The sequence below is a fragment of the Serratia sp. FDAARGOS_506 genome (assembly GCF_003812745.1).
In the GTDB taxonomy this organism is placed as follows: Bacteria; Pseudomonadota; Gammaproteobacteria; order Enterobacterales; family Enterobacteriaceae; genus Serratia.
The window spans coordinates 21,645-44,382 of the sequence record NZ_CP033831.1; the positions used below are offsets into that span (position 1 = coordinate 21,645).

The following is a 22,738-nucleotide window of genomic DNA, read 5'->3' on the forward strand; positions in this document are numbered from 1 at the left end:
ATAAAAGAGCACCGCGCCGCCAGTTTTGGGAGCTGGCACACAATTATGCGTATGGGGCGCGATCGCAGAACGGTATCAGATCAGTGGAATGGGGCTGTCGGCAACGGCCATGTCCAACACCGGGCGCAGCTTGTCGGCAGTAAACGGCGAAGAAACCAGCACGGAGCGATTGTTGGCGGCAAACACCAGATCAATGCCGGTCACGCAGGCGGTCATCTGGCAGGCATACTTTTCACCGTCGGTGTTGACGAAATGCAGCTCAAACACGCCAATATCGGCACGCAGTCGCTTCAAACGGCACTGCCCGCTGTCACCGACCATCTCCGCATAGACCTCTGGCAGCCGTTTAATCGCGCACACTTTGGCGCTGTCCCTGCTTCCAAACAATTTCCCTAACGAAAACATATTACTGCGTCTCTATTCATTTCATTGATCATGATTTTATCGCGGAAGCAGAACGGCAAACCTGATATTACGCAGGATTTTGGCCGGTTTTGTCCCCTGTTCTTCTCTTCCTTTCTATGGTAGCGCACCCACTATTCGCTCGCGACAAGCGACCTCAATCACAGACTGGAAACTTTTCCGGCCACTGAAAGGTAAATGAAAGGTTGTTGTTTTAACAATCCTGCAACCGCACCCGGCGGGATTTCACAACCAGAACAATACCGAGGGCAAGTCACAATGAAAAAAATAATGACCCGTACCTTTACCGCCGCCGCCCTGCTGCTGGCGGCCAATCAGGCCTTTGCCGTGGAAGCGCCCAAACGCACCGAATGCATCGCGCCGGCCAAGCCCGGCGGCGGCTTCGATCTGACCTGCAAGCTGATTCAGGTGTCGCTGCAGGACACCAAGGCCATCGATAAGCCGATGCGCGTCACCTATATGCCCGGCGGCGTCGGCGCAGTGGCCTACAACGCCATCGTCGCGCAGCGCCCGGCGGAGTTCGGCACCGTGGTAGCTTTCTCCGGCGGCTCGCTGCTCAACCTGGCCCAGGGCAAGTTCGGCCGTTACAACGTGGACGACGTAAAATGGCTGGCGGCAGTCGGCACCGACTACGGCATGATCGCGGTGCGCGCCGACTCGCCTTACAAAACCCTGAAAGATCTGATGGACGCCTTCCAAAAAGATCCCAACAGCGTGGTGTTCGGCGCCGGCGCCTCCATCGGCAGCCAGGACTGGATGAAAACCGCGCTGCTGGCGCGCGAAGTCGGCGTGGATCCGCGCAAGATGCGCTACGTGGCGTTCGAAGGCGGCGGCGAACCGGTGACCGCGCTGCTGGGCAACCATATCCAGGCGGTTTCCGGTGACCTGAGCGAAATGGTGCCTTACCTGCAGGGCGACAAGATACGCGTGCTGGCGGTGTATGCCGAGGAACGTTTACCGGGCCAGCTGGCCGACATTCCCACCGCCAAAGAACAGGGATACAGCCTGGTGTGGCCGATCATTCGCGGCTTCTACGTCGGGCCGAAAGTTAGCGATGAAGAGTATCAGTGGTGGATCGACACCTTCCAGAAAATGATGGCGACCGACGAATTCAAACAGCAGCGCGATCTGCGCGGCCTGTTCGAGTTCAACATGACCGGCAAAGAGTTGGACGCCTACGTGAAGAATCAGGTTGCCCAATACCGTGAACAGGCAAAAGTGTTCGGCCTGGCCAAATAACCGCAGGGGAAAACCATGAGCGATCGTATTTTTGCCGGCTTCTGGCTGCTGCTGTGTATCGGCGGGCTGTTCATCGGCTGGGGCATCCAAAGCGAATACAGCTATGAACCGCTGGGGCCGCGCCCGTTCCCGCTGGCGATCCTCAGCCTGATGGCGCTGTGTGCCGCCCTGCTGTTGCTGCGCCGCCCGCAGGCGGTGGAGTGGCCGCACAACAAGGTGCTGCAGCGGCTGCTGGTGCTGGTGATCACCCTGGTGCTGTATGCCTGGGGCTTTGAATGGCTGGGCTTCCCGCTGGCGACCGCGCTGCTGACGTTCAGCATCGGCCTGCTGTTTCAGGCCAGCCTGCCGGCAGCGGCCATCTCCGGCGTCGTCATGGGCGCAGCGCTGTATTACGCCTTTGACCAACTTCTCGATGTCACACTGCCGCTCGGCGCCTGGCTGAGCTAACGGGAGCGATGATGGATACCTGGATGTATTTGACTCAAGGGTTCGACGTGGCGCTGGTGCCGCAGAACCTGATTATCGCCCTGATCGGCTGCTTCGTCGGCACCATCGTCGGCCTGTTGCCGGGCCTCGGGCCGATCAACGGCGTGGCGATCCTGCTGCCGCTGGCGTTTGCCCTCAAGCTGCCGGCCGAATCGGCGCTGATCCTGCTGGCGACGGTGTATATCGGCTGCGAATACGGCGGGCGTATCTCGTCGATTTTGCTTAACGTCCCGGGCGACGCGGCGGCGATCATGACCGCGCTGGACGGCTACCCGATGGCGCAGCAGGGGCGTGCCGGCGTGGCGCTGTCCATCTCGGCGGTCAGCTCGTTCATCGGATCGATGATCGCCATCGGCGGCATCATCCTGTTCGCGCCGCTGCTGGCCCGCTGGTCGCTGGCCTTCGGCCCGGCGGAGTATTTCGCGCTGATGGTGTTCGCTATCGCCTGCCTCGGCAGCATGATGAGCCAGAACCCGCTGAAATCGCTGCTGGCGGCGCTGATCGGCCTGGGGCTGGCGACGGTGGGCGTCGACGCCAACACCGGCGTTTACCGCTTTACCTTCGACAGCGTGCATCTCTCCGATGGCGTGCAGTTTATCGTGGTGGTGATCGGCCTGTTCTCGGTCAGCGAAATTCTGCTGATGCTGGAAAGCACCAGCGCCGGGCAAAAGCTGGTGCGTAAAACCGGCCGGTTGCTGTTCAACCGCAAAGAGGCGGCGCAGTGCGCAGGCCCTACCCTGCGCTCGTCGGTGATCGGCTTCTTCGTCGGCATTCTGCCGGGCGCCGGCGCCACTATCGCCAGTGCGCTGACCTACATGACCGAGAAGAAAATCAGCGGCAACAGCGACACCTTCGGCAAGGGCGACATCCGTGGCGTAGCGGCGCCGGAAGCGGCCAACAACGCCTCGGCCTGCGGTTCGTTCATTCCGATGCTGACGCTGGGGGTGCCGGGTTCCGGCACCACGGCGGTGATGATGGGCGCGCTGACGCTGTACAACATCACCCCCGGCCCGGCGATGTTCACCGAACAGCCGGATATCGTCTGGGGGCTGATCGCCGCGCTGCTGATCGCCAACGTCATTTTGCTGATCATGAACCTGCCGCTGGTCGGCCTGTTCACCCGCATGCTGACCATCCCGCTGTGGTTCCTGGTGCCGGCGATCGCCGCGGTTTCAGCGGTGGGGGTTTATGCGGTGCACAGCACCACCTTCGACCTGCTGCTGATGGTCGGGTTGGGGGTATTCGGCTATATCCTGCGCAAAATGCACTTCCCGATGTCGCCGCTGATTCTGGGTTTCGTGCTGGGTGAGATGCTGGAGCAAAACCTGCGCCGTGCGCTGTCGATCAGCAACGGCGAGTTCGGCATCTTGTGGAGCAGCAGCATCGCGCAAACGCTGCTGGTGCTGGCAGTCGCGGTACTGGCGCTGCCGCCGCTGCTGCGCCTGATGCGCAAACGCCACCAACCGGCGGCCGAGGCCAAAACCGAGTAACGCGAAACGGGCGGGGATCCCCCGCCCGTTGTGTTTAATGGTGTAGCGCCGCCCACGCCCGCGATAAAGGGTCTGCAATCACGCTTCGGCGGTCTTGCTTTTCAACAGCAGCACCCCGCCCATCACCAGCGCACTGCCCAGCAGCTGCAGCTGATTCATGCTCTCCCCCAGCAGGAAATAGGCGATCACTGCGGTGAACACCAGCTCCAGTGACAGGATCAGGTTGGCCACCGCCAGCGGCAGCGTTTTCAGGCTGATGTTATACAGCCCGAAGCCCAGCAGCGTCGGCCCGGCGGCCAACGCCAGCAGCAACAGCCAGCCGCTCCACTGGATGCCCTGCACGCCGTGCGACAGGAACCACAGAGAGCCGGCCATGCCGTGGAATGCCGCCAGCGGGAACGCCATCAGCGCCGCGTTGAACACCAGCTGGTACAGCGCCGAAAAACCAAACACGTACAGAATGGTGTTCCACACCGGATAGCCGCGTTCGCTGGCCACTCGACCGCCGAGGGTATACAGGGTATAGCCGATGCCCGACAGCATCCCCACCAGCAGCCCCAGCAAATCGAAGTGGCTGTTCCCCATGCTGTCGCCGTTGCTGACCAGAAAGCAACCGCCCAGACTGATGGCGATCACCAGCAATTGGCGCAGCGTCAGGCGTTCGCTGTACATCACCCAGCCGAGGAACACGGTAAAACCCACCGAACAGTAAGTCAGAATGGTCGCCACCGACGCGCCGTTCAGCGCCACCGACAGCGTCCACAGGCTGTTGAACAGTGCCAACAGCAGCCCGTAAAGCGCGTAGAACACCACCTGCTCACGGCGCAGGCGCGCCCACTGCGGTTTTATCAGCAACAGCAGCGGCAACAGCACCAGCGCTACCAGCGCCGCGCGCCAGAACGCCAGTACGAAGGTCGGCAGGTGATAGTACTCGGTCAGCGCGCGAATGATGATGGCGGTAAAGGCCAGCAGCATGGCGCTGATAATGGCAATGACGTAACCCTGGCTGCTGCCCTGAAAGAGGCGCGCGCCGGGCAATGCCGGCCGGGCGGAAACGCCTGACGGTAATGACATGAGATCCTCGGAGAAATGGCGACATAAATGCTCAGGCACACAGTGTAACGCGGCCATTTTTTCTCACTATAGCCACTTTGCTGCGTTGTCATGCAGGCCACTTTTCTGCGCTTGAAGCCCTGTTTACATGGGGTATAGTAAAAACCTCTCTCCATAACCGGGCCAATTTCGCATGCACATTCCGTTGGATCGCGATCAGGACGTTCCGCTCTATTTACAGATCGAAGAAGCGCTGCGGCGCGCCATCCTCACCGGTGTGTTCGTCGATGGCGACAAACTGCCCTCGACGCGCACGCTGGCGGCCGAACTGGCGGTCAGCCGTTTAACGGTGGATAACGCCTACGCCGAACTGGCGGCCAAGGGTTTTTTGCGCCAGCGGCGCGGCAGCGGCGCCTATGTCGCGCACCCACAGGCGCAGGCACGCCCGATCCGGCCGAACAGCGATGCCCCTTTCCCACTGGAGAGCTTCACTACCCTCACCTCGCGGCTGGACGGTTACGCCGACGCCCCGCTGCCGGAGGGGCTGATCAACTTCGCCGCCGGCGTCGGCAGCCCTAAGGTGTTTCCGCTGGAGGCATTTCGCAAAGTGCTGCTGTCGGTGCTCAGCCGCCACGCGGAAGAGGCCTTCAGCTACGGCGAATACTGCGGCTACTACCCGCTGCGCGACACGCTGAGCCGCATTCTCAGTGCACAGGGCATCCCCACGCAGGCGGAACAGGTGCTGATCACCAACGGCTCGCAGCATGCCATCAGCCTGGTGGTGCAAAGCCTGCTGGCGCCGGGCGATACGGTGATCGTCGAAGAGCCAACCTACGCCGAAGCGCTGGGCCTGCTGCGCCAGCACCGCATCAATATCGTCACCGTGCCAGGCGACCGCCACGGTATGTTGGTCGAGCGGCTGCCCGAGCTGCTGGCGCGCCACCGCCCTAAACTGATCTACACCATCCCCAATTTCCACAACCCGACCGGCCGTTGCCTGAGCGAAGCGCGCCGTCGGCGTCTGCTGGCGATCGCCCAACAGGCCGGCGTGGTGATCCTGGAAGACGACTTCGTCGGCGATCTGCGTTATCAGGGTAAACAGCTGCCGTCGCTGCGCGCGCTGGCGCAGCCGGGCACGGTGATCTACGTCAGCACCTTCTCCAAAATGCTGCTGCCCAGCATGCGCATCGGCTATCTGGTGGCGGACAGCGAACACTATCAGCGTTTCGCCAGGCTGAAACACGTCGACAGCTTCACCAGTTCCAGCCTGATCCAGCGGGCGCTGGACGCCTTCGTCACCGTGGGCCGTTACGACAAGCAGCTGCGGCGCGCCGGGCGCGTCTACCGCCGCCATCTGGAGGTGATGATTGATGCCTTGCAACGGCGGCTGCCGCCGGGGTGCCGCTTCGAAACGCCGCAGGGGGGCTTGTTTATCTGGCTGACGCTGCCGACGGCGGTGACCACCGCTGAGCTGATGCCGGTCGCCTGGCGATACGGGGTGACCTTCGCACGCGGCGAATGCTTCTATGCGCAGGAACATTTAGGTGCGCATGGCCTGCGGCTGAACTTCGCCGCCAACTCGCCGCCGCAGATTGAAGAAGGTATCGCCCGGCTGTGCCGGGCGATTGAGGAGGTGATAACGGAGAAGAACGCCGGTTAGACGGCGGCCCACCACAGCCGCAGCTTCATCCCCCAGTAGCTGGTCCAGCCGGTGGTGCTCTGCACCACCTTGCCCTGCGAGATCACCACCAAGGTCGGTGTCACGCCAATCTGCCACTGCGCCGAGAGCGTTCCGGCCGGATCGTTGACCACCGGCAGCGCCAGCCGTTTGCGCGCCAGCCAGTGTTTCACCTGGGTATCGTCGCCCGAACGTAGCGCGACGGTCAGCACATTACCGCCCGCCGCCTGCAAACGGGCGACGTCCGGCGTGGTGAAGCGGCAAACACCGCACCAGCTGGCCCAAAAGTAAACCAGCAGCGGCCGCTCATGGCTGAGCTGCGCCAACGACACGCGCTCGCCATCCAGCGTGGTCAGCGTCTGAGCATCGAAGGCCGGCGGCGCCTGCGGCGCGTTCAGCCAATCCATCACCGTCACCACCGCCAGCGCGATCAGCGCCAGCAGCAGCAACTCGCGCCCCCAGCGCTTGAGCTTAGCCATGGTTGGCCTTCGCCAGCTGCTGCTTCACCATCGCTTCCAGCTCTTCATACGACACCGCCCCCGGCAGCATCCGATCGCCGATCAGCGTCGCCGGCGTCCCCTGCACGCCCAGTTGTTCCGCCAGCTCCATATTGGTACGCAGCGTGGTCATGCTCTGTTCGCTGGGCGCCACCGCCTTGACGCCGGTTTTCTCTTGCGCGGCGGCGATGCTGGCGTTGTCGTGGAAGCCCTTTTTCGCCATCAGCCGCTGGTGCAGGGCCCAGAATTGATCCGGGTGCTGTTGCCAGGTGGTGAGCGCCACACGCGCCGAACTGACCGAGCTTTCGCCCTTGAACGGCAGCAGCTTCACCACCAGCGCCACGTCCGGGTATTGCTTGACGATCTTCTCCAGCATCGGATCAAAACGCTTGCAGTACGGGCAGTTATAGTCGGTAAAGGTCACCAGCGTCAGTTTGGCGTTGGCGGCGCCGAGGCGCGGGCTGGCCGGATCCTGGTACAGCGTTTTGGCGTTCTGCTTGATAGCCTGGCTGATTTGCTGGCCGGCGGTTTGCTGCTGCCAGGCGTCCACCGCCTGCGCCAGAATGTCCGGGTTGGACACCAGCGTTTCGCGGATCATCTCTTTGATACGCGCCTCTTGTGCCGGGGTGAAAGGCTCGGCGGCCCACACCGGGGCGGCGATGATCATCAGTAAAATCAGTAGCTTTTTCATTGTTCGGTTCCTTTGGCATGGGAAAGCGTTTGCAGCACGGCGTCACGGGTCAACAGCGGGGATAACACCTCGCCGTCCGGGCTGCCGGGGCCATAGATTTGGTTGAAAGGCACGGCGACGCTGCCGCGCTTTTGCAGGAAGGCGCTGATGTCGGCCGACGGGCGGCTCCAGTCGCCGCGCAGCGCAACCACGTCGTCGGCGCTCAGCGCGTGCTGTACGTCATCACGCAGCAGCACATTGAATTTATTGGCTTTACAGGTCACGCACCAGTCTGCGGTCACGTCGACGAACACCCGCTTATGCTGGGCTAGCGCCGCGGTTATCGCTTGCTCGCTCAGCGGCTGCCACTGCACCCGATCCTGCAACGGCTGGCGCCACAGGCCGGCGGTCAGCGATCCGGCCAGCAAGGCCACGCCCGCCAGCACCAACGTGCCCGCCGCCAGCTTGGCCGCCAACCGTGCCCCCTGCCGGCGCCACACCGCCAGCAGCAACGCCAGCAGCGCCAAGGCTCCCAGCCACAGCGTGGCCTGCACGCCGATATGATTGCTCAGCAGGCTCAGCAGCCACAGCGACGACGCCAGCATCAGCAACCCCATCGCCAGCTTGACGGTATTCATCCAGCGGCCGGGGCGCGGCAAGCGCAGCGCCAGCGATGGCCAGGCGGCGATCAGCAGCCACGGCAGGCTCATGCCGATGCCGAGCGCGATGAACATGCCCCACAGCACCGGCAGCGACGCCGCCAGCGCGAAGGCCACCGCCGTGCCGAGAAACGGCGCCGAGCACGGCGTCGCCAGCAGCGTGGCAAACGCGCCCTGCCAGAAATGGCCGCTCAGACCGTGCCCATTATGGGTCGCCAGCGACGTATTCAGATCGGACGAGAGGCGCAGATGAAACAAGCCAAACAGGTTGGCGCTGAACAGCAGTGTCACCAGCACCATAAAACCGATAAACCACGGATTCTGGAACTGAATCCCCCAGCCGAGCGCATGGTTGCCGAGCCGCAGCAGCGTCATCAGCAGGGCCAATGCCATAAACGAAGCGACGATACCCAACGACGACGCCAGGAACTGCAAACGTACGCTGCGCCGATCGCGCCGCTCCACCTGCAGGATGGAGCCGAGCTTGATGCCCAGCACCGGCAGCACGCACGGCATCAGGTTGAGGATCAATCCGCCCGCCAACGCCATCAATACCGCCTGCCATAATGGGAATCCCGCACCGGTAGGCGCAGCCAGCGGATCGCCAATCGGCAGCGTAATCTGCTGCGCCATGCCGCCGTCGTCGATCACCAGCGTCAGCGTTTTGCCGCGTAGATCCGGTGCCGTATCGCCCCAGCCATCGCTGACCGGCACTCGCGCCAACAGCTGAGCGCCGTCGGTCTCGACCTGCGGCTTACCGAGATCGGCATCCGCCAGCGTATCGAAGAACAGCGCAGGCTGCTGCCAGCCGGCGGCGCGTTCGGCGGCGATCTGCAGCTCGCCGTTGCGGTAACCGGCCTTGACGCTCTCCGCCAGCCCGGCGGCGATCGGCACCTGCCCCATCGCCTGCGCGAAGTCGTGGTTAAACTGCGGATCGTTCGGCGTCGTCAGATCCAGGCTGAACGGGTAGTCGGTCAGAATGCAGACGTTGCTGCAGGTGGACAGCGTCAGGGTGCCTGCCAGCGGGCCGGATACCTGACCTGACATCACGATCGGCAAAGTGACCCGATCGTGATAGCCCTGGGTGGAAATGCCGGCCACCTCGAAACGCTGCGGCGTTGGCCAGTGCCAGGTCGCCGGCGGCGGGTTGCCCTGCCAAACGATAGCCGGCGCAATGCCGCCTTCGCCAGGGGAACGCCAGTAGGTTTTCCAGCCCTTTTGCAGTTCGACCGACAGCAACAGGCGAGTCTCCCCCGGCTGTGACGTGTCGGCACGCAGCCGCACCTTGGCATGATCGTTGGCCGGATTTTGCAGCCAGCCGCTGTCCGCCGCCTGCAAGGCAGGCAGCCACAGCATAAACAGGCAAGCGCAGGCCAGCCTGATAATTTTCAACATGTTAATTCTCCATAAATGATTAATTCACCGCGAAAAACGGGCGATTAACTCATTCACGGAAGACGCATAATCGAAGGTGCACCCTGAGGGTGGGCGGTGAAATGGCGCGAGGAGGAGGAATGCGCAGACGCGCGGCCATGGTCGGCGCCAGCAACGCCAGCAGCAGGCTCAGCCCGAACAGTACGGTTTCGAACATCACCGGCGGCGCGGCCAGCAACGACTTGGCGCTCAGCTCACAGGGCGTCGGCTGCGCCCCGTCGGCGGCATCACTGGACTGAACGGCGGTGGCGGCCGGGATCCCCAGCGTTTGCTGCAGCGCATGCAGGCCCGCCATGCGCTGGGTCATGCACGTCAGCACTACCAGGCAAGCCAGGCATAAAAACCATTTTGCAATCTGCTGCCGTTTAACCATGCCATCCTCATGTTCGGGTCTGGGCTTATCTTAGCGACGCGGGCGCGATTAGCAACGTTTTGTCGGTAAAGAAATGTCTGAGCGGCGGTATTGATGGCGGCGATTTACAGGTATCATAGTCGGTAAGCCTGCGCTTTTGCCGGGTACGATGATGATTCTCTCCTCCAGGCATTCTGCGGGGATACACAGCGAAGGACTGGTGATATGCAACCTTTGAGTGGGCCGGGCACCCCAATCGCCGGCGAACGTCCTCCCTCCCCGGGCAAAACGGCGGCCACCGACGATCAACCCCTCTCTCCGGCACAGCGCACGACGCTGGAAAAGCTGATCGTGAAAATCATGACGCTCAGCCCGGCCAAGTCGGCGGAGATCTGGGCGAGTCTGCGCCACGATCTCGGCGCCGACAACGGCGGTGAGCTGCTGGCGCGCCATTTTCAGCCGGCGGAACAGCTGCTGCAAACGCGCCTGACGCAGGCGCAGCAAAACCACGCCGGACGCCAGCTGTTGCAACAGCTGGCCGAATTGCTGCCGCAGGGCAATAACCGCCAGGCGGTCAGCGACTTTATTCGCCAGCAGTTCGGCCACACGGTACTGAGCCAACTGAGCCCACCGCAGCTGCAGCAGGTGCTGAATCTGTTGCAGACCGGCGGCCTGACCATTCCTCAGCCGCAGCAAACCACCACCAGCGATCGCCCGCTGCTGCCCGCAGAGCATCAGAGCCTGCAGCAGCAGGTCACCAAACTTAGCGCGGCCACCGGCGAAGCGCCGGCTAAAATCTGGCAAACGCTGTTTGATCTGGCGGGCGTGAAAACCAATGATCCGCTGCCGGCGCGCCACTTCCAGCTGTTAAACCAATTCTTGCAAGTGAAGGTGGCCCTCAGCCCGCAGAGCGCGCCGACGCTGAACAATCTGCTGGCGGCACTCAAGCAGCCGGCGGACGAGCAAGAGCTGCAGCAGATGAACGACTACTGCCAGGCGCGCTTCAACTGCGGCGCCAATGCGCCGCTGACGCATCCGCAAATGAGCGACGCCATTCATCAGCTGTTTGCCCGCCGCCTGGAAAAAGCCGGCCAGGCACAGCCGATCGTCAGCCACCCTGTCGAGCCGCAACCGCTGCTCAACCCGCTGATCGCCGCCCTGCCGCTGCCGCTGCAAAAAGCGCTCAGTAAACCCGCCGTCGCGCTGATCCTGCTGCTGTTGGCGCTGGCCGTCGTGCTGGCGCTGGTGTTTTAACCCCTCAGGCGCAGCCGCAGTCCGCAACAGCCGCCCGATCGCGCAACGATCCCGGCTGTTCGCCGATGGCCAACGGATGGCCGTCGCGCAGCCAGAAGTCCAGCCCGCCGATCAGCTCCTTCACCCTGAATCCCAGCTTCGCCAGCTTGTAAGCACCCTTGGTGGAACCGTTGCAGCCGATGCCGTCGCAGTAAGTCACATACACTTTCCCGCGATCCAGATGCGCCGTGCCGGCTTCATCCATCAGGCGATGCGGCAAACTGAACGCACCGGGAATATGCCCGGCGACGTACAGCGCCTCCGCGCGGGTGTCGATCACCACCATCTCGTCCACGCCATTGCGCAGATCTTCCGCCACATCCCAGGCATCCGCATAGCGGCTCAATTTGGCCGCCAGGTAGGCCAGGCTCTCTTCCGGCGCCGCCGGTGGAAAAGCCAGCACCAATGATTCTTTCGACATATCACTCACTCCCGTGCATCAAGACAGATGACAATAGTGCCCCATTTTGGTCTTATGATTGATACCCATTTTTAAGTCATGATAAGACCCATTATGCGGCACACGCTAATCACGCTGTTTCAGCAATCGCCCCAGGCCATCGGCACGCTGCGCGATCGCCTGTGTGCGGCATTGCGGCAGGCCATTCACCAAGGTGCATTGAGCGCTGGGCAACGCCTGCCTTCCAGCCGGGTGCTGGCGAGCGATCTGGGCCTCTCGCGGGTGACCGTCGAAGCGGCCTACGGCCGGCTGGAGTCTGAGGGATACCTGCAGCGCCGCGTCGGCCAGGGCACGTTTGTGGCGATTCGCATTGCCAAATCGCCGCCGCCGACGACCGGCACCGGCATGCCGCGCCTTTCGCAGCGCGGCCAACAAATCGTGCAAACCGGCGGCTGCCGCGATCCGCAGCAGCCACAGGCATTTGCCGCCGGTTCACCGGATCTGCGCGCGTTTCCGCTGGCCTTGTGGAAGCAACTGACCGCACAACGCATGCGGCTGCAGGGAGAAAGCCTGCTGCGCTACGGCGATCCGCAGGGCTATTTACCGCTGCGTGAAGCGATTGCCGCCCATGTCCACCAAACGCGCGGCGTGGTCTGCGATGCTCGGCAGGTTATTGTGCTGACCAGTTCGCAGCAGGCACTGCAGCTGATCGCCACGTTGCTGCTGGACAGCGGCGACAGCGTCTGGATGGAAGAACCGGGTTACAGCGGGGCAAGAAATGCCTTTATCAGTGCCGGCGCCGCCCTGACGCCGGTCGCGGTGGACGGTGACGGTCTGCGTCCTGAACCCTCCTTGCCCGAGCCACGTTTGATTTATCTGACCCCCTCACACCAATACCCGACTGGCGCAGCGCTCAGCCTTGCGCGCCGATTGGCGTTGCTGGCGCAGGCGGAAAGACAGCAGGCCTGGATCATCGAGGACGACTACGACAGCGAGTTTCATTACGACGGCCTGCCAATACCGGCGATGCAGGGCCTGGATCGCCGTGGCCGGGTGCTGTACCTCGGCACCTTCTCCAAATCGCTGTTCCCTTCGCTGCGGTTGGCGTATCTGATCGTACCGCCCACGCTGGTCGACGCGTTTGTCACCGCACGCACGGTCTATGACGGCCACAGCGCGCAGCTGATGCAGGCGGTCACCGCCGAATTCATCCGCCAGGGGCACTTCGCCGCGCATATCCGCTACATGCGCCAGCTCTACCGCAGCCGACGCGATGTGTTGCTGGCGGAAGTACGCGAAAAACTCGGCCACTTCGCCACGCCCGCTCCCGCCGCCGGCGGCCTGCAGCTCAGCGTCTGGCTGCCGCCCGGCCAGGAGGCGGCGCTCAGCCGGCAGGCGCGGCGGCTCGGCATCCTCACGCCCGGACTGACGGCGCAATACCAGACGGCGCAGGCGCAGCGCGACGGATGGCTGCTGGGTTTTTCGGCCCTGACGCCAGGCGAGATCCGCAGCGCCGTAGAGCGGCTGGCGCAGATCGCCGTGGCTTAGCCCAGCCCCAACGGAATGCCGCCCGGCTTATTGCTCGGTCAGGCGCATTTCCGCCACCAGCGGCAGGTGGTCGCTCACCGCCGGCCAATGCACGCCGTTCCAGTCGCCGCTGGCGTTCGGTACCGTCAGGCTGTCCAGATGCCAGCGCTGCGCGTTGCCGGTAAAAATGTAATCCACCTTGATCTCGGCATTTTCCGCCGGCCAGCTGCGGCCATCCTGCCCGTTAGGCATGATATCGTTCCAATAGCGGCTCAGCTCCAGCCAGGTCACGCTGCCCGGCACATCGTTCATATCGCCGAACAGCAGCTTGATGCCGCGCACTTCGATAGTGCGATCGTTCAGCTCCCGCACCTGCTCCAGACGCATCGTCGGATCTTCCTTGGTATCGAGGTGGGCGTTGAACAGGGTGATCGGCGCCGGGAACTCCGGCACGTCGACCTTGGCGCTGAAGGCGATGCGCTGCTCGCGCTGGCCAGACGGCAGCGGATAAATCACGGCGTCATGCAACGGATACTTCGAGAGAAACGCCAGGCCATATTCACCGCCGTCATAATCGATCGCCCGGCCGAACACCGCCTGCATGCCGGTCAGCTTCGCCAGTTCCGCCGCCTGATCGACGCGGCCGCTGCGGGCGGTGAGTTTATCCACCTCTTGCAGTGCCACCACGTCGACGTTCATCGCGCGAATCGCTTTGGCGATGGCGGTCATATCGCTGACCTTGCCGGCGGCGATATTGAAGCTGGCGATGCGGATCTTCGGCGCCTGCTCCAGTTCGTAGGTTTTATTTTTCAGGCCGCCCAACGCGCTGGACACTTCTCGGCTGTTGGCGTTGCTGTTGGCATGCCCGGTATCGGCAGATGACCAGGCGCTGTGAGAGAGGCCAAGGGACAGTATGGTGATAAGCAGAGCGTGACCGGTGTGCATGATTTCTCCTTGAGGTACAGATAAGTGTTATGCGGGCGCTTCCCGGCCCACAGCTAACACCGATTTTGCCGCAGAAACCTGCGACGATTTCCTAGTTTCGCCGCTATTTTTCGTTTCTGCGTGATGCTTCGCATTCTGGTGGTTTGCGCATTGCACCGTTGGACAAACGGCTGATTTCGTTTTAAAACCGGTAGATTGCCAACCGCGAGGAGTTCCGATGACCAGCCCGATTGCCGAACAGCTTACCGAACGTTTCTTCCGTTACCTGGCGGTCACCAGCCAGAGCGACGCCACCGCAACTACTCTGCCCAGCACGCCGGGGCAGCATGAGATGGCGCAGCTATTGGCGGAAGAGCTGCGCCGGCTCGGCCTGGCCGATGTGCAAATAGACGAGCACGCCACCGTCACCGCCCGCAAGCCCGGTACCCAACCCGGCGCACCGCGCATCGGCTTCATCACCCATATCGACACCGTGGACGTCGGCCTGTCGCCCGAAATTCGCCCGCAGCGCCTGCGCTTCACCGGCGAAGATTTATGCCTGAACGCCGAACGGGATATCTGGCTGCGTACCGCCGAGCATCCGGAGATCCTGCCCTACCGGAACGAAGAGATCCTGTTCAGCGACGGCACCAGCGTGCTGGGCGCCGACAACAAGGCAGCGGTCACCGTGGTAATGACGCTGCTGGCCAACCTGACCGCCACCGATCGCCACGGCGATATCGTGGTGGCGTTCGTGCCGGATGAAGAGATCGGCCTGCGCGGCGCCAAGGCGCTGGACCTGCAGCGTTTCGCCGTCGATTTCGCCTACACCATCGACTGCTGCGAGCTGGGTGAAGTGGTTTACGAGAATTTCAACGCGGCGGCGGCGGAGATCCGCATCGAGGGGGTGACCGCCCACCCGATGTCGGCGAAAAACGTGTTAATCAACCCGATACGCATCGCCAACGACATCATCAACCGATTCGACGTGCAGGATACTCCGGAACACACCGACGGGCGCGAGGGCTATTTCTGGTTCACCGATCTGGCTGCCAATGCCAACCAGGCGACGCTGAAAGTATCGATTCGCGACTTCGATCGCGCAACGTTCGAGGCGCGTAAAGCCCGCCTTGAGGAGACGGTGCGTCAGGTGGCGGCCAACTATCCGCGCGCCAACGTCAGCTGCAGCATCAGCGACATCTACAGCAACATCAGCAACGCCATCGGTGAAGATAGGCGCGCCATCGATCTGATCTTCGGCGCCCTTGCCGCCCACGGCATCCCGCCGAAGGTGATCCCGATGCGCGGCGGCACCGACGGCGCGGCGCTCTCGAGCCGCGGTATACTGACGCCCAATTACTTCACCGGCGCGCATAACTTCCACTCGCGCTTCGAGTTTTTACCCGTCAGCGCCTTCGTGAAGTCCTACCAGGTGACCCGCAGTATTTGCCTGTTGGCCGCCCGGCAGAGCGGTAATCAGAGTTAGCTCAATAGCCAGCCGACCAGCGCGGCCCACGCCAGCAGCGGCAGCGAGTAATAGTGGAAGCGCAACCAGATCTTGCGCTCCCCCGCCATGCGCAGCGCAATCAGGTTGGCGAGCGAGCCGATCGCCAACCCAAAGCCGCCGGCATTAACTGCATAGGCCAACTGCGCGCTGGAGGGCACATAGTTGAGCAGCAAAATGGTGGCCGGCACGTTGCTGACGATCTGCGACAGCCCGACGCCCAGCGCATACACCCCGCCGTCGCTGAGCCCGGCGATAGCAGCAAACGCCGGCTGAAGCGGCGGCAGGCGGGTAAACAGGCCAACATCGATAAACATGGCGGCGAACACGAAAATCAGGCTCCAGTCGATCTGCAACAGCACCCGGCGCGCCAGCAACAAAAAGCCGGCGAACACCGCCAGCAGCCCATACAACGGCAGACCGATATCGAGGCACAGCAGGAAGACGGCATACAGCCCCACGCAGCTCAGCAACAGCGGCCGTTGATAGGGGTAGCCCTCGGTATTCGGCATTTTCACGATGTCGCGCGCCGGGAAGCTGAACCAGGTCAACGCCAACAGGCTCAGCATCATCGCGGTGCCAAACGGCGCCATCTGGCCAATGAAGCCGAGGAAAGAGAGGCCGGAACGGCTCCACAGCAGGATATTTTGCGGGTTGCCGATCGGCGTCAGCAGCGAACCGGCGTTCACCGCCAGCGCCTGAAAGATGATCAAGCGGCCAACCGGCAGCGCCGACAGCTTTTTCAGCGTAATGGTGAGCGGAATGACGATAAACAGCGCCACGTCGTTGGTCAAAAACGACGACAGCAGCGCGGCGGAAAACACCAGAAACAGCGCCAGCCGCCGTTCGCTATGCAGCCGATTGATAATCTTGCGGCCAACGAAGTCGAAATAGCCACTGACTTCGACGCCTTTGGTCAGCAGCATCAACCCCAACAGAGTAATGAGGGTGCGGCCGTCGATGAACCCGCCCAGCGCCGCCAGCGGCTGCGGATGAAAGGCGAACATCGCTACACCAGCCAGCAACAGCACATGCAGGAAACGGTCTTTGACAAAGGGATGGATAAGCCGGGAAATGGTGGTTGAACTCATGGTGGCAGCTTGAAACCTCAGCGAAAAGCATGAGCGAGACGTTAGCTCAGGCGCAGCCGCAACGCCAGCAAAATGCTATTTTACCTTTATCCGCTTTCCATTTGCCGCGCTTTACTTTATTTGTAGCGGCTTTCTCGTTTTCAAAGGACATATTATGGCTTCCCTGTTCGCCAAAGGGGCGTTGCTCAGCGCCTTATGCGCCCTGCTCGCCGCCTGCGACGACGCCTCCTCTCGCCCGCAAATCGATATCGACGGCAAGACCATGGGCACCTTCTACAGCGTTAAAGTCAGCGGTGACGTCGCGATCGGCAAGCAAGAACTGCAGCGGCAGATCGATGCGGTGCTCGAACGGGCCAACGACGATATCTCCACCTACCGCGCCGAATCGGTGCTGTCGCAATTTAACCGCAGCGCCAGCCTCGAACCGCAGCCGATCCCGCGCGGCATGGCGGACATCGTGCTGATGGCCCAGCGCATCGGCCGCGATACCGGCGGCGCCATGGACATTACCGTTGGCCCACTGGTGAACTTGTGGGGATTCGGCCCCGACAAGCATCCGGTCAAGGTGCCGGAACAGGCGCAGATCGATGCGGCGAAGCAGCACATCGGCCTGCAGCACCTGAAGCTTATCAGCGACAATCGCGGGGAGTGGCTGCAAAAAGATCTGTCGGATATGTATGTCGATCTCTCGACGCTGGGCGAAGGCTACGGTGCCGATGAACTGGTGCGCCTGATGAACCGCAACGGCATTACCAACTACCTGGTATCGGTAGGTGGCGCGGTCTCTTCACGCGGCGTCAACGGCCAGGGCAAACCCTGGCGGGTGGCAATCCAAAAGCCGACCGACCGTGAAAACGCGGTGCAGGCGCTGGTGGATCTGCACGGTTACGGCATCAGCACCGCCGGCAGCTACCGCAACTACTTTGAACAAAACGGCCAGCGCTACTCCCATGTCATCGATCCGACCACCGGCAGGCCGATCAACCACCGGCTGGTTTCCGCCACGGTAATCGCCCCCACCGCGCTCGAGGCCGACGGCTGGGATACCGGCCTGATGGTGCTGGGCACGGAGAAAGCGTTGAAGCTTGCAGAAGAGAAAGGGCTGGCGGTCTACCTGATCAGCAAAACCGACGACGGTTTCAGCGCCGTGATGACGCCGCAGTTCAAGGCATTTTTGGTGCAGTGAAATAAAAAAGCCCGGCGCACAGCGGCCGGGCTGGTTGCATGCGCCCGCAGGCGCCGCGCCGATCACTTGGTCAGCGCGATAATACCGAGAGTCAGACCGGCCACTGCCGCCGCACCGCCGGCGATCGCGCCTGCGGTTTCCCAGTTATCCTGGGTGGTGCCCTTCATACAGGTGTTGGTGTGCACCAGACGCCCCTGGTCATCGTAGACCGGAACGCAGGGAGAATCGGTGGCGCATCCGGCCAACACGGCCGACAGTAACCCAACCGCAATTAACTTTTTCATACTTCTTGCCTCAATGTTCGATCACTTTAGAAAGCCACGCCGAGCGATAATCACGCTACCTGGCTATTGTATGCCCAACGCGTGTAATGGCGAGGTAATGATGTGTCAAAGGATGTGATTTGGGAAAACTCCGAGCGCTCGCCCGGCGGGCTTTGGGCAGTAAAAAGCCCGCGAAAACGCGGGCTTGATGGCGAGATGACGCTCAGGCGGAATTATTTCGCCAGTTTGCGCATCACCAGGGTGGCGTTGGTGCCGCCGAAGCCGAAGCTGTTGGACATCACGGTGGTCAGCTCACGTTGCGTCGGCTGAGTCACGATGTTCATGCCGGCCGCCTGCTCATCCAGAGTTTCGATGTTGATGCTCGGCGCGATAAAGCCGTGCTCCAGCATCAGCAGACTGTAGATCGCTTCCTGCACGCCTGCGGCGCCCAGCGAGTGACCGGTCATCGCCTTGGTGGAGGAGATGGCTGGGGTATTGTCGCCGAACACTTCACGAATCGCGCCCAGCTCTTTCACGTCGCCTACCGGCGTGGAGGTGCCGTGCACGTTGATGTAGTCGATCGGCGTATCCAGATCCTGCATCGCCATCTTCATGCAGCGCACCGCGCCTTCACCTGATGGCGCCACCATGTCGGCACCGTCAGACGTTGCACCATAGCCAACGATTTCTGCGTAGATATGCGCACCGCGCGCCAGCGCGTGCTCCAGTTCTTCAACCACGACCATACCGCCGCCGCCGGCGATGACGAAACCATCACGATCGGCGTCGTAGGTGCGGGACGCTTTTTCCGGCGTGTCGTTGTACTTGGTGGACAGCGCGCCCATCGCGTCGAACTCGCAGGCCATTTCCCAGCACAGCTCTTCGCCGCCGCCGGCGAACACGATGTCCTGTTTGCCCAGTTGGATTTGCTCAACCGCGTTGCCGATGCAGTGGGCGGAAGTCGCGCAAGCGGAGCTGATGGAGTAGTTTACGCCGTGGATTTTGAACGGCGTTGCCAGGCAGGCGGAAACGCCGGAAGCCATGGCTTTGGTGACCACGTACGGGCCAACCGCTTTCAGGCCGCGCGGGCTGCGCATCGCATCGGCGCCGAACACCTGGAAGCGTGGAGAACCGCCGCCGGAACCGGCGATCAGGCCCACGCGCGGGTTGTTTTGATACTCTTCTTCCTTCAGGCCGGAAGAAGCGATCGCTTCTTGCATCGCCAGGAAGGCATAGATGGAAGCATCGCTCATGAAACGCACCGCCTTGCGGTCGATCAGGCCGGTCGTGTCGAGCTTAACTTGCCCCCATACGTGACTACGCATGCCGGAATCTTTCAGTTCCTGGGAGAAAGTGATCCCAGAACGTCCTTCCTGCAGGCTCGCCAGGACCTCCTGCTGGTTATTACCAATGCTGGAGACAACTCCCAGGCCAGTAATCACTGCACGTTTCATTCAATACCTCTTCCACTATTTACCTACGGGATTTTGCATCGCACTTTAGCGTACAGATGTAAGCCGAACAAGTCCGATCAGCGTTTTTCAGCTTTATTGTTGTCCAGTTTGCGCCGGGGCGCCAGCGCCGTTAGAATTCGCGGCATCCCTTGAATTTCGAGCTATTGACCGTGAACCACGCCCCCATCCAAACCGCAACGCTAACCTGGAACGAACAGGGTACACCTGTTTCGAAACAGTTTGATGACGTCTATTTTTCCAATCAGGATGGGCTGGAAGAAACCCGCTATGTCTTCCTGCACGGCAACCGGCTGCCGCAGCGTTTCGCCACTCACCCGCGCCCGCTGTTGGTGGTGGCCGAGACCGGATTCGGCACCGGGCTCAATTTCCTTACGCTGTGGCAGGCCTTCGCAGGCTTCCGTCAGGCCGAGCCGAATGCCGAGCTGCAACGCCTGCACTTTATCAGCTTCGAAAAATTCCCCTTACAGCAGGCCGATCTGGCGGCAGCACATGCGCGCTGGCCTGAGTTGGCTCCCTATGCCGACGAGCTGCGCGCCCAATGGCCGCTGCCGCTGCCGGGCTGCCATCGCCTGTTGTTGGCCGGAGGCCGCATTACGCTCGATCTGTGGTTCGGCGACGTCAACGAACTGCTGCCTCAGTTTGACGCCAGCATGAATAACCAGGTCGACGCCTGGTTCCTCGACGGCTTCGCGCCGGCCAAAAATCCCGACATGTGGACCGAACAACTGTTCACCGCCATGGCGCGCTTTGCCCGGCCGGAAGGCAGCTTCGCCACCTTTACCGCCGCCGGCTTCGTGCGGCGCGGCTTGCAACAGGCCGGTTTTCAGGTCAACCGTTGCAAAGGCTTCGGCCAAAAACGTGAGATGCTCGCCGGCGGTCTGCCGGCTGATGCGCAGCCCACGCCCCACCCGGCACCGTGGTATCGGCGTCCGGCGGCGGACAATACCACCGATATCGCCCTGATCGGCGGCGGCGTCGCCAGCGCGCTCACCGCGTTAGCCTTATTGCGGCGCGACGCCACCGTCACGCTGTACTGCGCCGACGAACAGGCGGCCGAGGGCGCCTCCGGTAATCGTCAGGGGGCGATTTATCCTCTGCTGAACGGCAGCGGCGACGCGCTGGAGAATTTCTTCAGCGCCGCGTTTCCCTTCGCCCGTCGCCAATATGATGCCCTGTTGCAACAAGGCGCCACCTTTGATCACCAGTGGTGCGGCGTCAGCCAGCTGGCCTACGACGAAAAGAGCGGCGCCAAGATCGCCAATATGCTGAAAACCGACTGGCCGCCGGCGCTGGCGGCGGCAGCCGACCGCAAGACGCTCAGCGAACTGTGCGGCGTCGATACCGGCTTTGGCGGCATCACCTATCCGCAGGGCGGCTGGCTCTGCCCGGCCGAGCTGACGCGCGGCGCTATCGCGCTGGCGCAGCGGCAGGGTCTGGTCTGCCGCTACCGGCACGATGCGCAGGCGCTGACGCGTGAAGAAAACGGCTGGCGTATCGACTTCGCCCACGGTGAAAGCCGCCGCCATGCGACGGTGATCCTGGCCAACGGCCACCGGTTGGCCGAGCTGGCGCCGACGCAAGCCCTGCCGCTGTACTCGGTGCGCGGGCAGGTGTCGCACATCCCAAGCTCGCCGGCCCTCGGTCAGTTGAAACAGGTCTTGTGCTACGACGGCTACCTGACGCCGGTCAATGCCAACAACGGCCAGCACTGCATTGGCGCCAGCTACCAGCGCGGCGACACCGCCACCGACTATCGCGAGCAAGAGCAACAGGAAAACCGCGAACGCCTGCTGCGCTGCCTGCCGGATCAGTCCTGGCCCCAGCAGGTGGACGTCAGCGCTCACCAGGCGCGCTGCGGCGTGCGCAGTGCCACCCGCGATCATCTGCCGATGGTCGGCGCGCTGCCGGACTATCAGGCCACGGTGACGCAGTACCAGGATTTACAGCGGCAGAACCAGCGCGGCGAAACCGTCGCCGATGCGCCGGTCTATCCCGGCCTGTTCGCTATCGGCGGGTTGGGATCGCGCGGGCTGTGTTCGGCGCCGCTGGCGGCGGAAATTCTGGCGGCGCAGCTGTTCGGCGAACCGTTACCCGGCGACGCGCGCCTGCTGGCGGCGTTGAATCCGAATCGGATGTGGGTACGGAAGCTGCTGAAAGGGCGTGCGGTTTAATTCATGAATAAGGGGCGCGGTGATGCGCCCCGGCATGGCAGTCAAGCGGCAGGCGTGGCAGCCTGATAGAGGTTTTCCCACATGCCGCGCACCAGGATCTGATCCGGCGGCGAGAGTTCCCCGGCGGCGATCGCCTTGTGCAGGCTCTCTTCCACCCGCGCCTTCAGCGCTTCGGCGGTGTGCTCGCCCTGCTCTTCCGCTTCGGCCACCGCCAGCGTCAGATGACCGCGCAGGTAGCCACCGGCAAACAGTTCATCATCGCTGGCGTGCTCTACCATGTCATCAATCAGCGCCAAAATGCGCGCTTCGAATTCTGCGATCATCAAATTTCCTCATTAAATAACGGGCTGTGGCGTCAGTTGAGATCTTCCGGGTACGGAAAATGCTCGGCCGCCAACGGTGGCGTATTGTAGAACGATTGCAACGCCTGAATAAAGCGCGCAGGCCTTGTGGGTATTCCCTGCTCCAGCAGCGCCAATACCCGGGCGCGCACCTTGCGCTGGAAGGCAATGCGATCCGGCTCGCAGTCGCCATTCAGGTTGTCGCAGCTGACGTTGAACGGGAAATCGGCCGCCACGCAGAACATCCACTCCAGCGCCTGCGGTTTAATCTCTACCGCTTCGAATTCACTCTGAGTTTGCGCATCGCGCCCGTCCGGGCAATACCAGTAGCCGAAGTCCACCAGTTGGCGGCGCGCTTCGCCGGCGATGCACCAGTGCGAGATTTCGTGCAGGCCGCTGGCGTAGAAGCCATGGGCAAACACGATGCGGTGATACGGCAATTCGTCGTCGGCCGGCAGGTAGATCGGCTCGTCGTCGCCTTTCACCAGGCGAGTATTGTAGTCATCGCTGAAGCACTGATTGAAGATTTCGATCAGCTGTTCATAGTGATGACGGGTCTGCGTGTCTGACATAAAAACTCTA

General features: G+C 62.3%; 22 protein-coding genes. 9 read left to right on the plus strand and 13 right to left on the minus strand.

Going from position 1 to position 22,738, the window contains the following annotated elements:
• Positions 1-75: 75 nt before the first annotated feature.
• On the minus strand, positions 76-405 hold the full coding sequence (locus EGY12_RS00400) for a hypothetical protein (protein ID WP_123892215.1): 330 nt from the start codon (positions 403-405) through the stop codon (positions 76-78).
• Between the two features lie 276 nt (positions 406-681).
• Here EGY12_RS00400 and EGY12_RS00405 point away from each other — a divergent pair, with 276 nt between their 5' ends.
• From EGY12_RS00405 to EGY12_RS00415, 3 genes are read left to right on the plus strand one after another with little or no spacing between them, the layout of a single operon-like run.
• On the plus strand, positions 682-1,662 hold the full coding sequence (locus tag EGY12_RS00405) for a tripartite tricarboxylate transporter substrate binding protein (RefSeq protein WP_123892216.1): 981 nt from the start codon (positions 682-684) through the stop codon (positions 1,660-1,662).
• A 15-nt stretch (positions 1,663-1,677) separates the two neighbouring features.
• A complete protein-coding gene (locus tag EGY12_RS00410; protein ID WP_019453755.1) occupies positions 1,678-2,109 on the plus strand; it encodes a tripartite tricarboxylate transporter TctB family protein in 432 nt (143 codons plus the stop codon).
• Between the two features lie 11 nt (positions 2,110-2,120).
• Positions 2,121-3,638, plus strand: a complete 1,518-nt coding sequence (locus EGY12_RS00415) for a tripartite tricarboxylate transporter permease (RefSeq protein WP_123892217.1) — start codon at positions 2,121-2,123, stop codon at positions 3,636-3,638.
• A 78-nt stretch (positions 3,639-3,716) separates the two neighbouring features.
• Here EGY12_RS00415 and EGY12_RS00420 read toward each other — a convergent pair whose 3' ends face one another.
• A complete protein-coding gene (locus tag EGY12_RS00420) occupies positions 3,717-4,712 on the minus strand; it encodes a DMT family transporter (RefSeq protein ID WP_123892218.1) in 996 nt (331 codons plus the stop codon).
• A 172-nt stretch (positions 4,713-4,884) separates the two neighbouring features.
• Between EGY12_RS00420 and EGY12_RS00425 the strand changes: the two genes are divergently transcribed.
• Positions 4,885-6,351 (plus strand): PLP-dependent aminotransferase family protein, encoded by a 1,467-nt coding sequence (locus EGY12_RS00425; protein ID WP_123892219.1) that lies wholly within the window; start codon positions 4,885-4,887, stop codon positions 6,349-6,351.
• Here EGY12_RS00425 and EGY12_RS00430 read toward each other — a convergent pair.
• From EGY12_RS00430 to EGY12_RS00445, 4 genes are read right to left on the minus strand one after another with little or no spacing between them, the layout of a single operon-like run.
• Positions 6,348-6,848, minus strand: coding sequence for a protein disulfide oxidoreductase (locus tag EGY12_RS00430; protein ID WP_123892220.1), 501 nt, complete (start codon positions 6,846-6,848; stop codon positions 6,348-6,350). The two genes, EGY12_RS00425 and EGY12_RS00430, sit on opposite strands and share 4 nt — an antisense overlap.
• Positions 6,841-7,557: a DsbA family protein gene (locus EGY12_RS00435; protein WP_038876482.1), complete on the minus strand. Its 717-nt coding sequence runs from the start codon at positions 7,555-7,557 to the stop codon at positions 6,841-6,843. The genes EGY12_RS00430 and EGY12_RS00435 overlap by 8 nt, the downstream gene beginning before the upstream one ends.
• Entirely contained in the window at positions 7,554-9,590 is a 2,037-nt protein-coding gene (locus EGY12_RS00440; RefSeq protein ID WP_123892221.1) for a protein-disulfide reductase DsbD, read from the minus strand. The genes EGY12_RS00435 and EGY12_RS00440 overlap by 4 nt, the downstream gene beginning before the upstream one ends.
• Before the next feature lie 49 nt (positions 9,591-9,639).
• A complete protein-coding gene (locus tag EGY12_RS00445) occupies positions 9,640-10,002 on the minus strand; it encodes a copper resistance protein (protein WP_123892222.1) in 363 nt (120 codons plus the stop codon).
• A 204-nt stretch (positions 10,003-10,206) separates the two neighbouring features.
• On the opposite strand from EGY12_RS00445, the gene flk reads away from it, so the two are divergent.
• The gene (gene flk / locus EGY12_RS00450) at positions 10,207-11,235 is read left to right on the plus strand and encodes a flagella biosynthesis regulator Flk (RefSeq protein WP_123892223.1); all 1,029 of its coding nucleotides are present in this window, start codon (positions 10,207-10,209) and stop codon (positions 11,233-11,235) included.
• A 4-nt stretch (positions 11,236-11,239) separates the two neighbouring features.
• On the opposite strand, the gene EGY12_RS00455 is transcribed toward flk, so the two are convergent.
• A complete protein-coding gene (locus tag EGY12_RS00455; RefSeq protein WP_123892224.1) occupies positions 11,240-11,695 on the minus strand; it encodes a rhodanese-like domain-containing protein in 456 nt (151 codons plus the stop codon).
• Positions 11,696-11,788: 93 nt separating this feature from the next.
• On the opposite strand from EGY12_RS00455, the gene EGY12_RS00460 reads away from it, so the two are divergent.
• Positions 11,789-13,222, plus strand: coding sequence for a PLP-dependent aminotransferase family protein (locus EGY12_RS00460; RefSeq protein ID WP_123892225.1), 1,434 nt, complete (start codon positions 11,789-11,791; stop codon positions 13,220-13,222).
• Positions 13,223-13,249: 27 nt separating this feature from the next.
• On the opposite strand, the gene EGY12_RS00465 is transcribed toward EGY12_RS00460, so the two are convergent.
• Positions 13,250-14,146, minus strand: coding sequence for an endonuclease/exonuclease/phosphatase family protein (locus EGY12_RS00465; RefSeq protein WP_123892226.1), 897 nt, complete (start codon positions 14,144-14,146; stop codon positions 13,250-13,252).
• Between the two features lie 217 nt (positions 14,147-14,363).
• Between EGY12_RS00465 and pepT the strand changes: the two genes are divergently transcribed.
• Complete coding sequence (gene pepT, locus EGY12_RS00470; protein WP_123892227.1) at positions 14,364-15,611, plus strand: peptidase T; 1,248 nt, start codon at positions 14,364-14,366, stop codon at positions 15,609-15,611.
• Here the strand turns inward: pepT and EGY12_RS00475 are convergent.
• Positions 15,608-16,720, minus strand: coding sequence for an SLC13 family permease (locus EGY12_RS00475; protein WP_123892228.1), 1,113 nt, complete (start codon positions 16,718-16,720; stop codon positions 15,608-15,610). The genes pepT and EGY12_RS00475 overlap by 4 nt on opposite strands.
• 154 nt (positions 16,721-16,874) lie before the next feature.
• Between EGY12_RS00475 and apbE the strand changes: the two genes are divergently transcribed.
• Complete coding sequence (gene apbE / locus EGY12_RS00480; RefSeq protein WP_123892229.1) at positions 16,875-17,906, plus strand: FAD:protein FMN transferase ApbE; 1,032 nt, start codon at positions 16,875-16,877, stop codon at positions 17,904-17,906.
• A gap of 62 nt (positions 17,907-17,968) precedes the next feature.
• Here the strand turns inward: apbE and EGY12_RS00485 are convergent, their stop codons facing one another.
• Complete coding sequence (locus tag EGY12_RS00485; protein WP_004936201.1) at positions 17,969-18,190, minus strand: hypothetical protein; 222 nt, start codon at positions 18,188-18,190, stop codon at positions 17,969-17,971.
• Between the two features lie 212 nt (positions 18,191-18,402).
• Positions 18,403-19,623, minus strand: coding sequence for a beta-ketoacyl-ACP synthase I (gene fabB / locus EGY12_RS00490; protein WP_123892230.1), 1,221 nt, complete (start codon positions 19,621-19,623; stop codon positions 18,403-18,405).
• 170 nt (positions 19,624-19,793) lie between these two features.
• On the opposite strand from fabB, the gene mnmC reads away from it, so the two are divergent.
• Entirely contained in the window at positions 19,794-21,815 is a 2,022-nt protein-coding gene (gene mnmC / locus EGY12_RS00495; RefSeq protein WP_123892231.1) for a bifunctional tRNA (5-methylaminomethyl-2-thiouridine)(34)-methyltransferase MnmD/FAD-dependent 5-carboxymethylaminomethyl-2-thiouridine(34) oxidoreductase MnmC, read from the plus strand.
• A gap of 41 nt (positions 21,816-21,856) precedes the next feature.
• Here mnmC and EGY12_RS00500 read toward each other — a convergent pair whose 3' ends face one another.
• Both EGY12_RS00500 and EGY12_RS00505 read right to left on the minus strand, forming a co-directional pair.
• Positions 21,857-22,138, minus strand: coding sequence for a YfcL family protein (locus tag EGY12_RS00500; RefSeq protein ID WP_016926855.1), 282 nt, complete (start codon positions 22,136-22,138; stop codon positions 21,857-21,859).
• Positions 22,139-22,170: 32 nt separating this feature from the next.
• A complete protein-coding gene (locus EGY12_RS00505; RefSeq protein ID WP_123892232.1) occupies positions 22,171-22,728 on the minus strand; it encodes an elongation factor P hydroxylase in 558 nt (185 codons plus the stop codon).
• Positions 22,729-22,738: the final 10 nt, after the last annotated feature.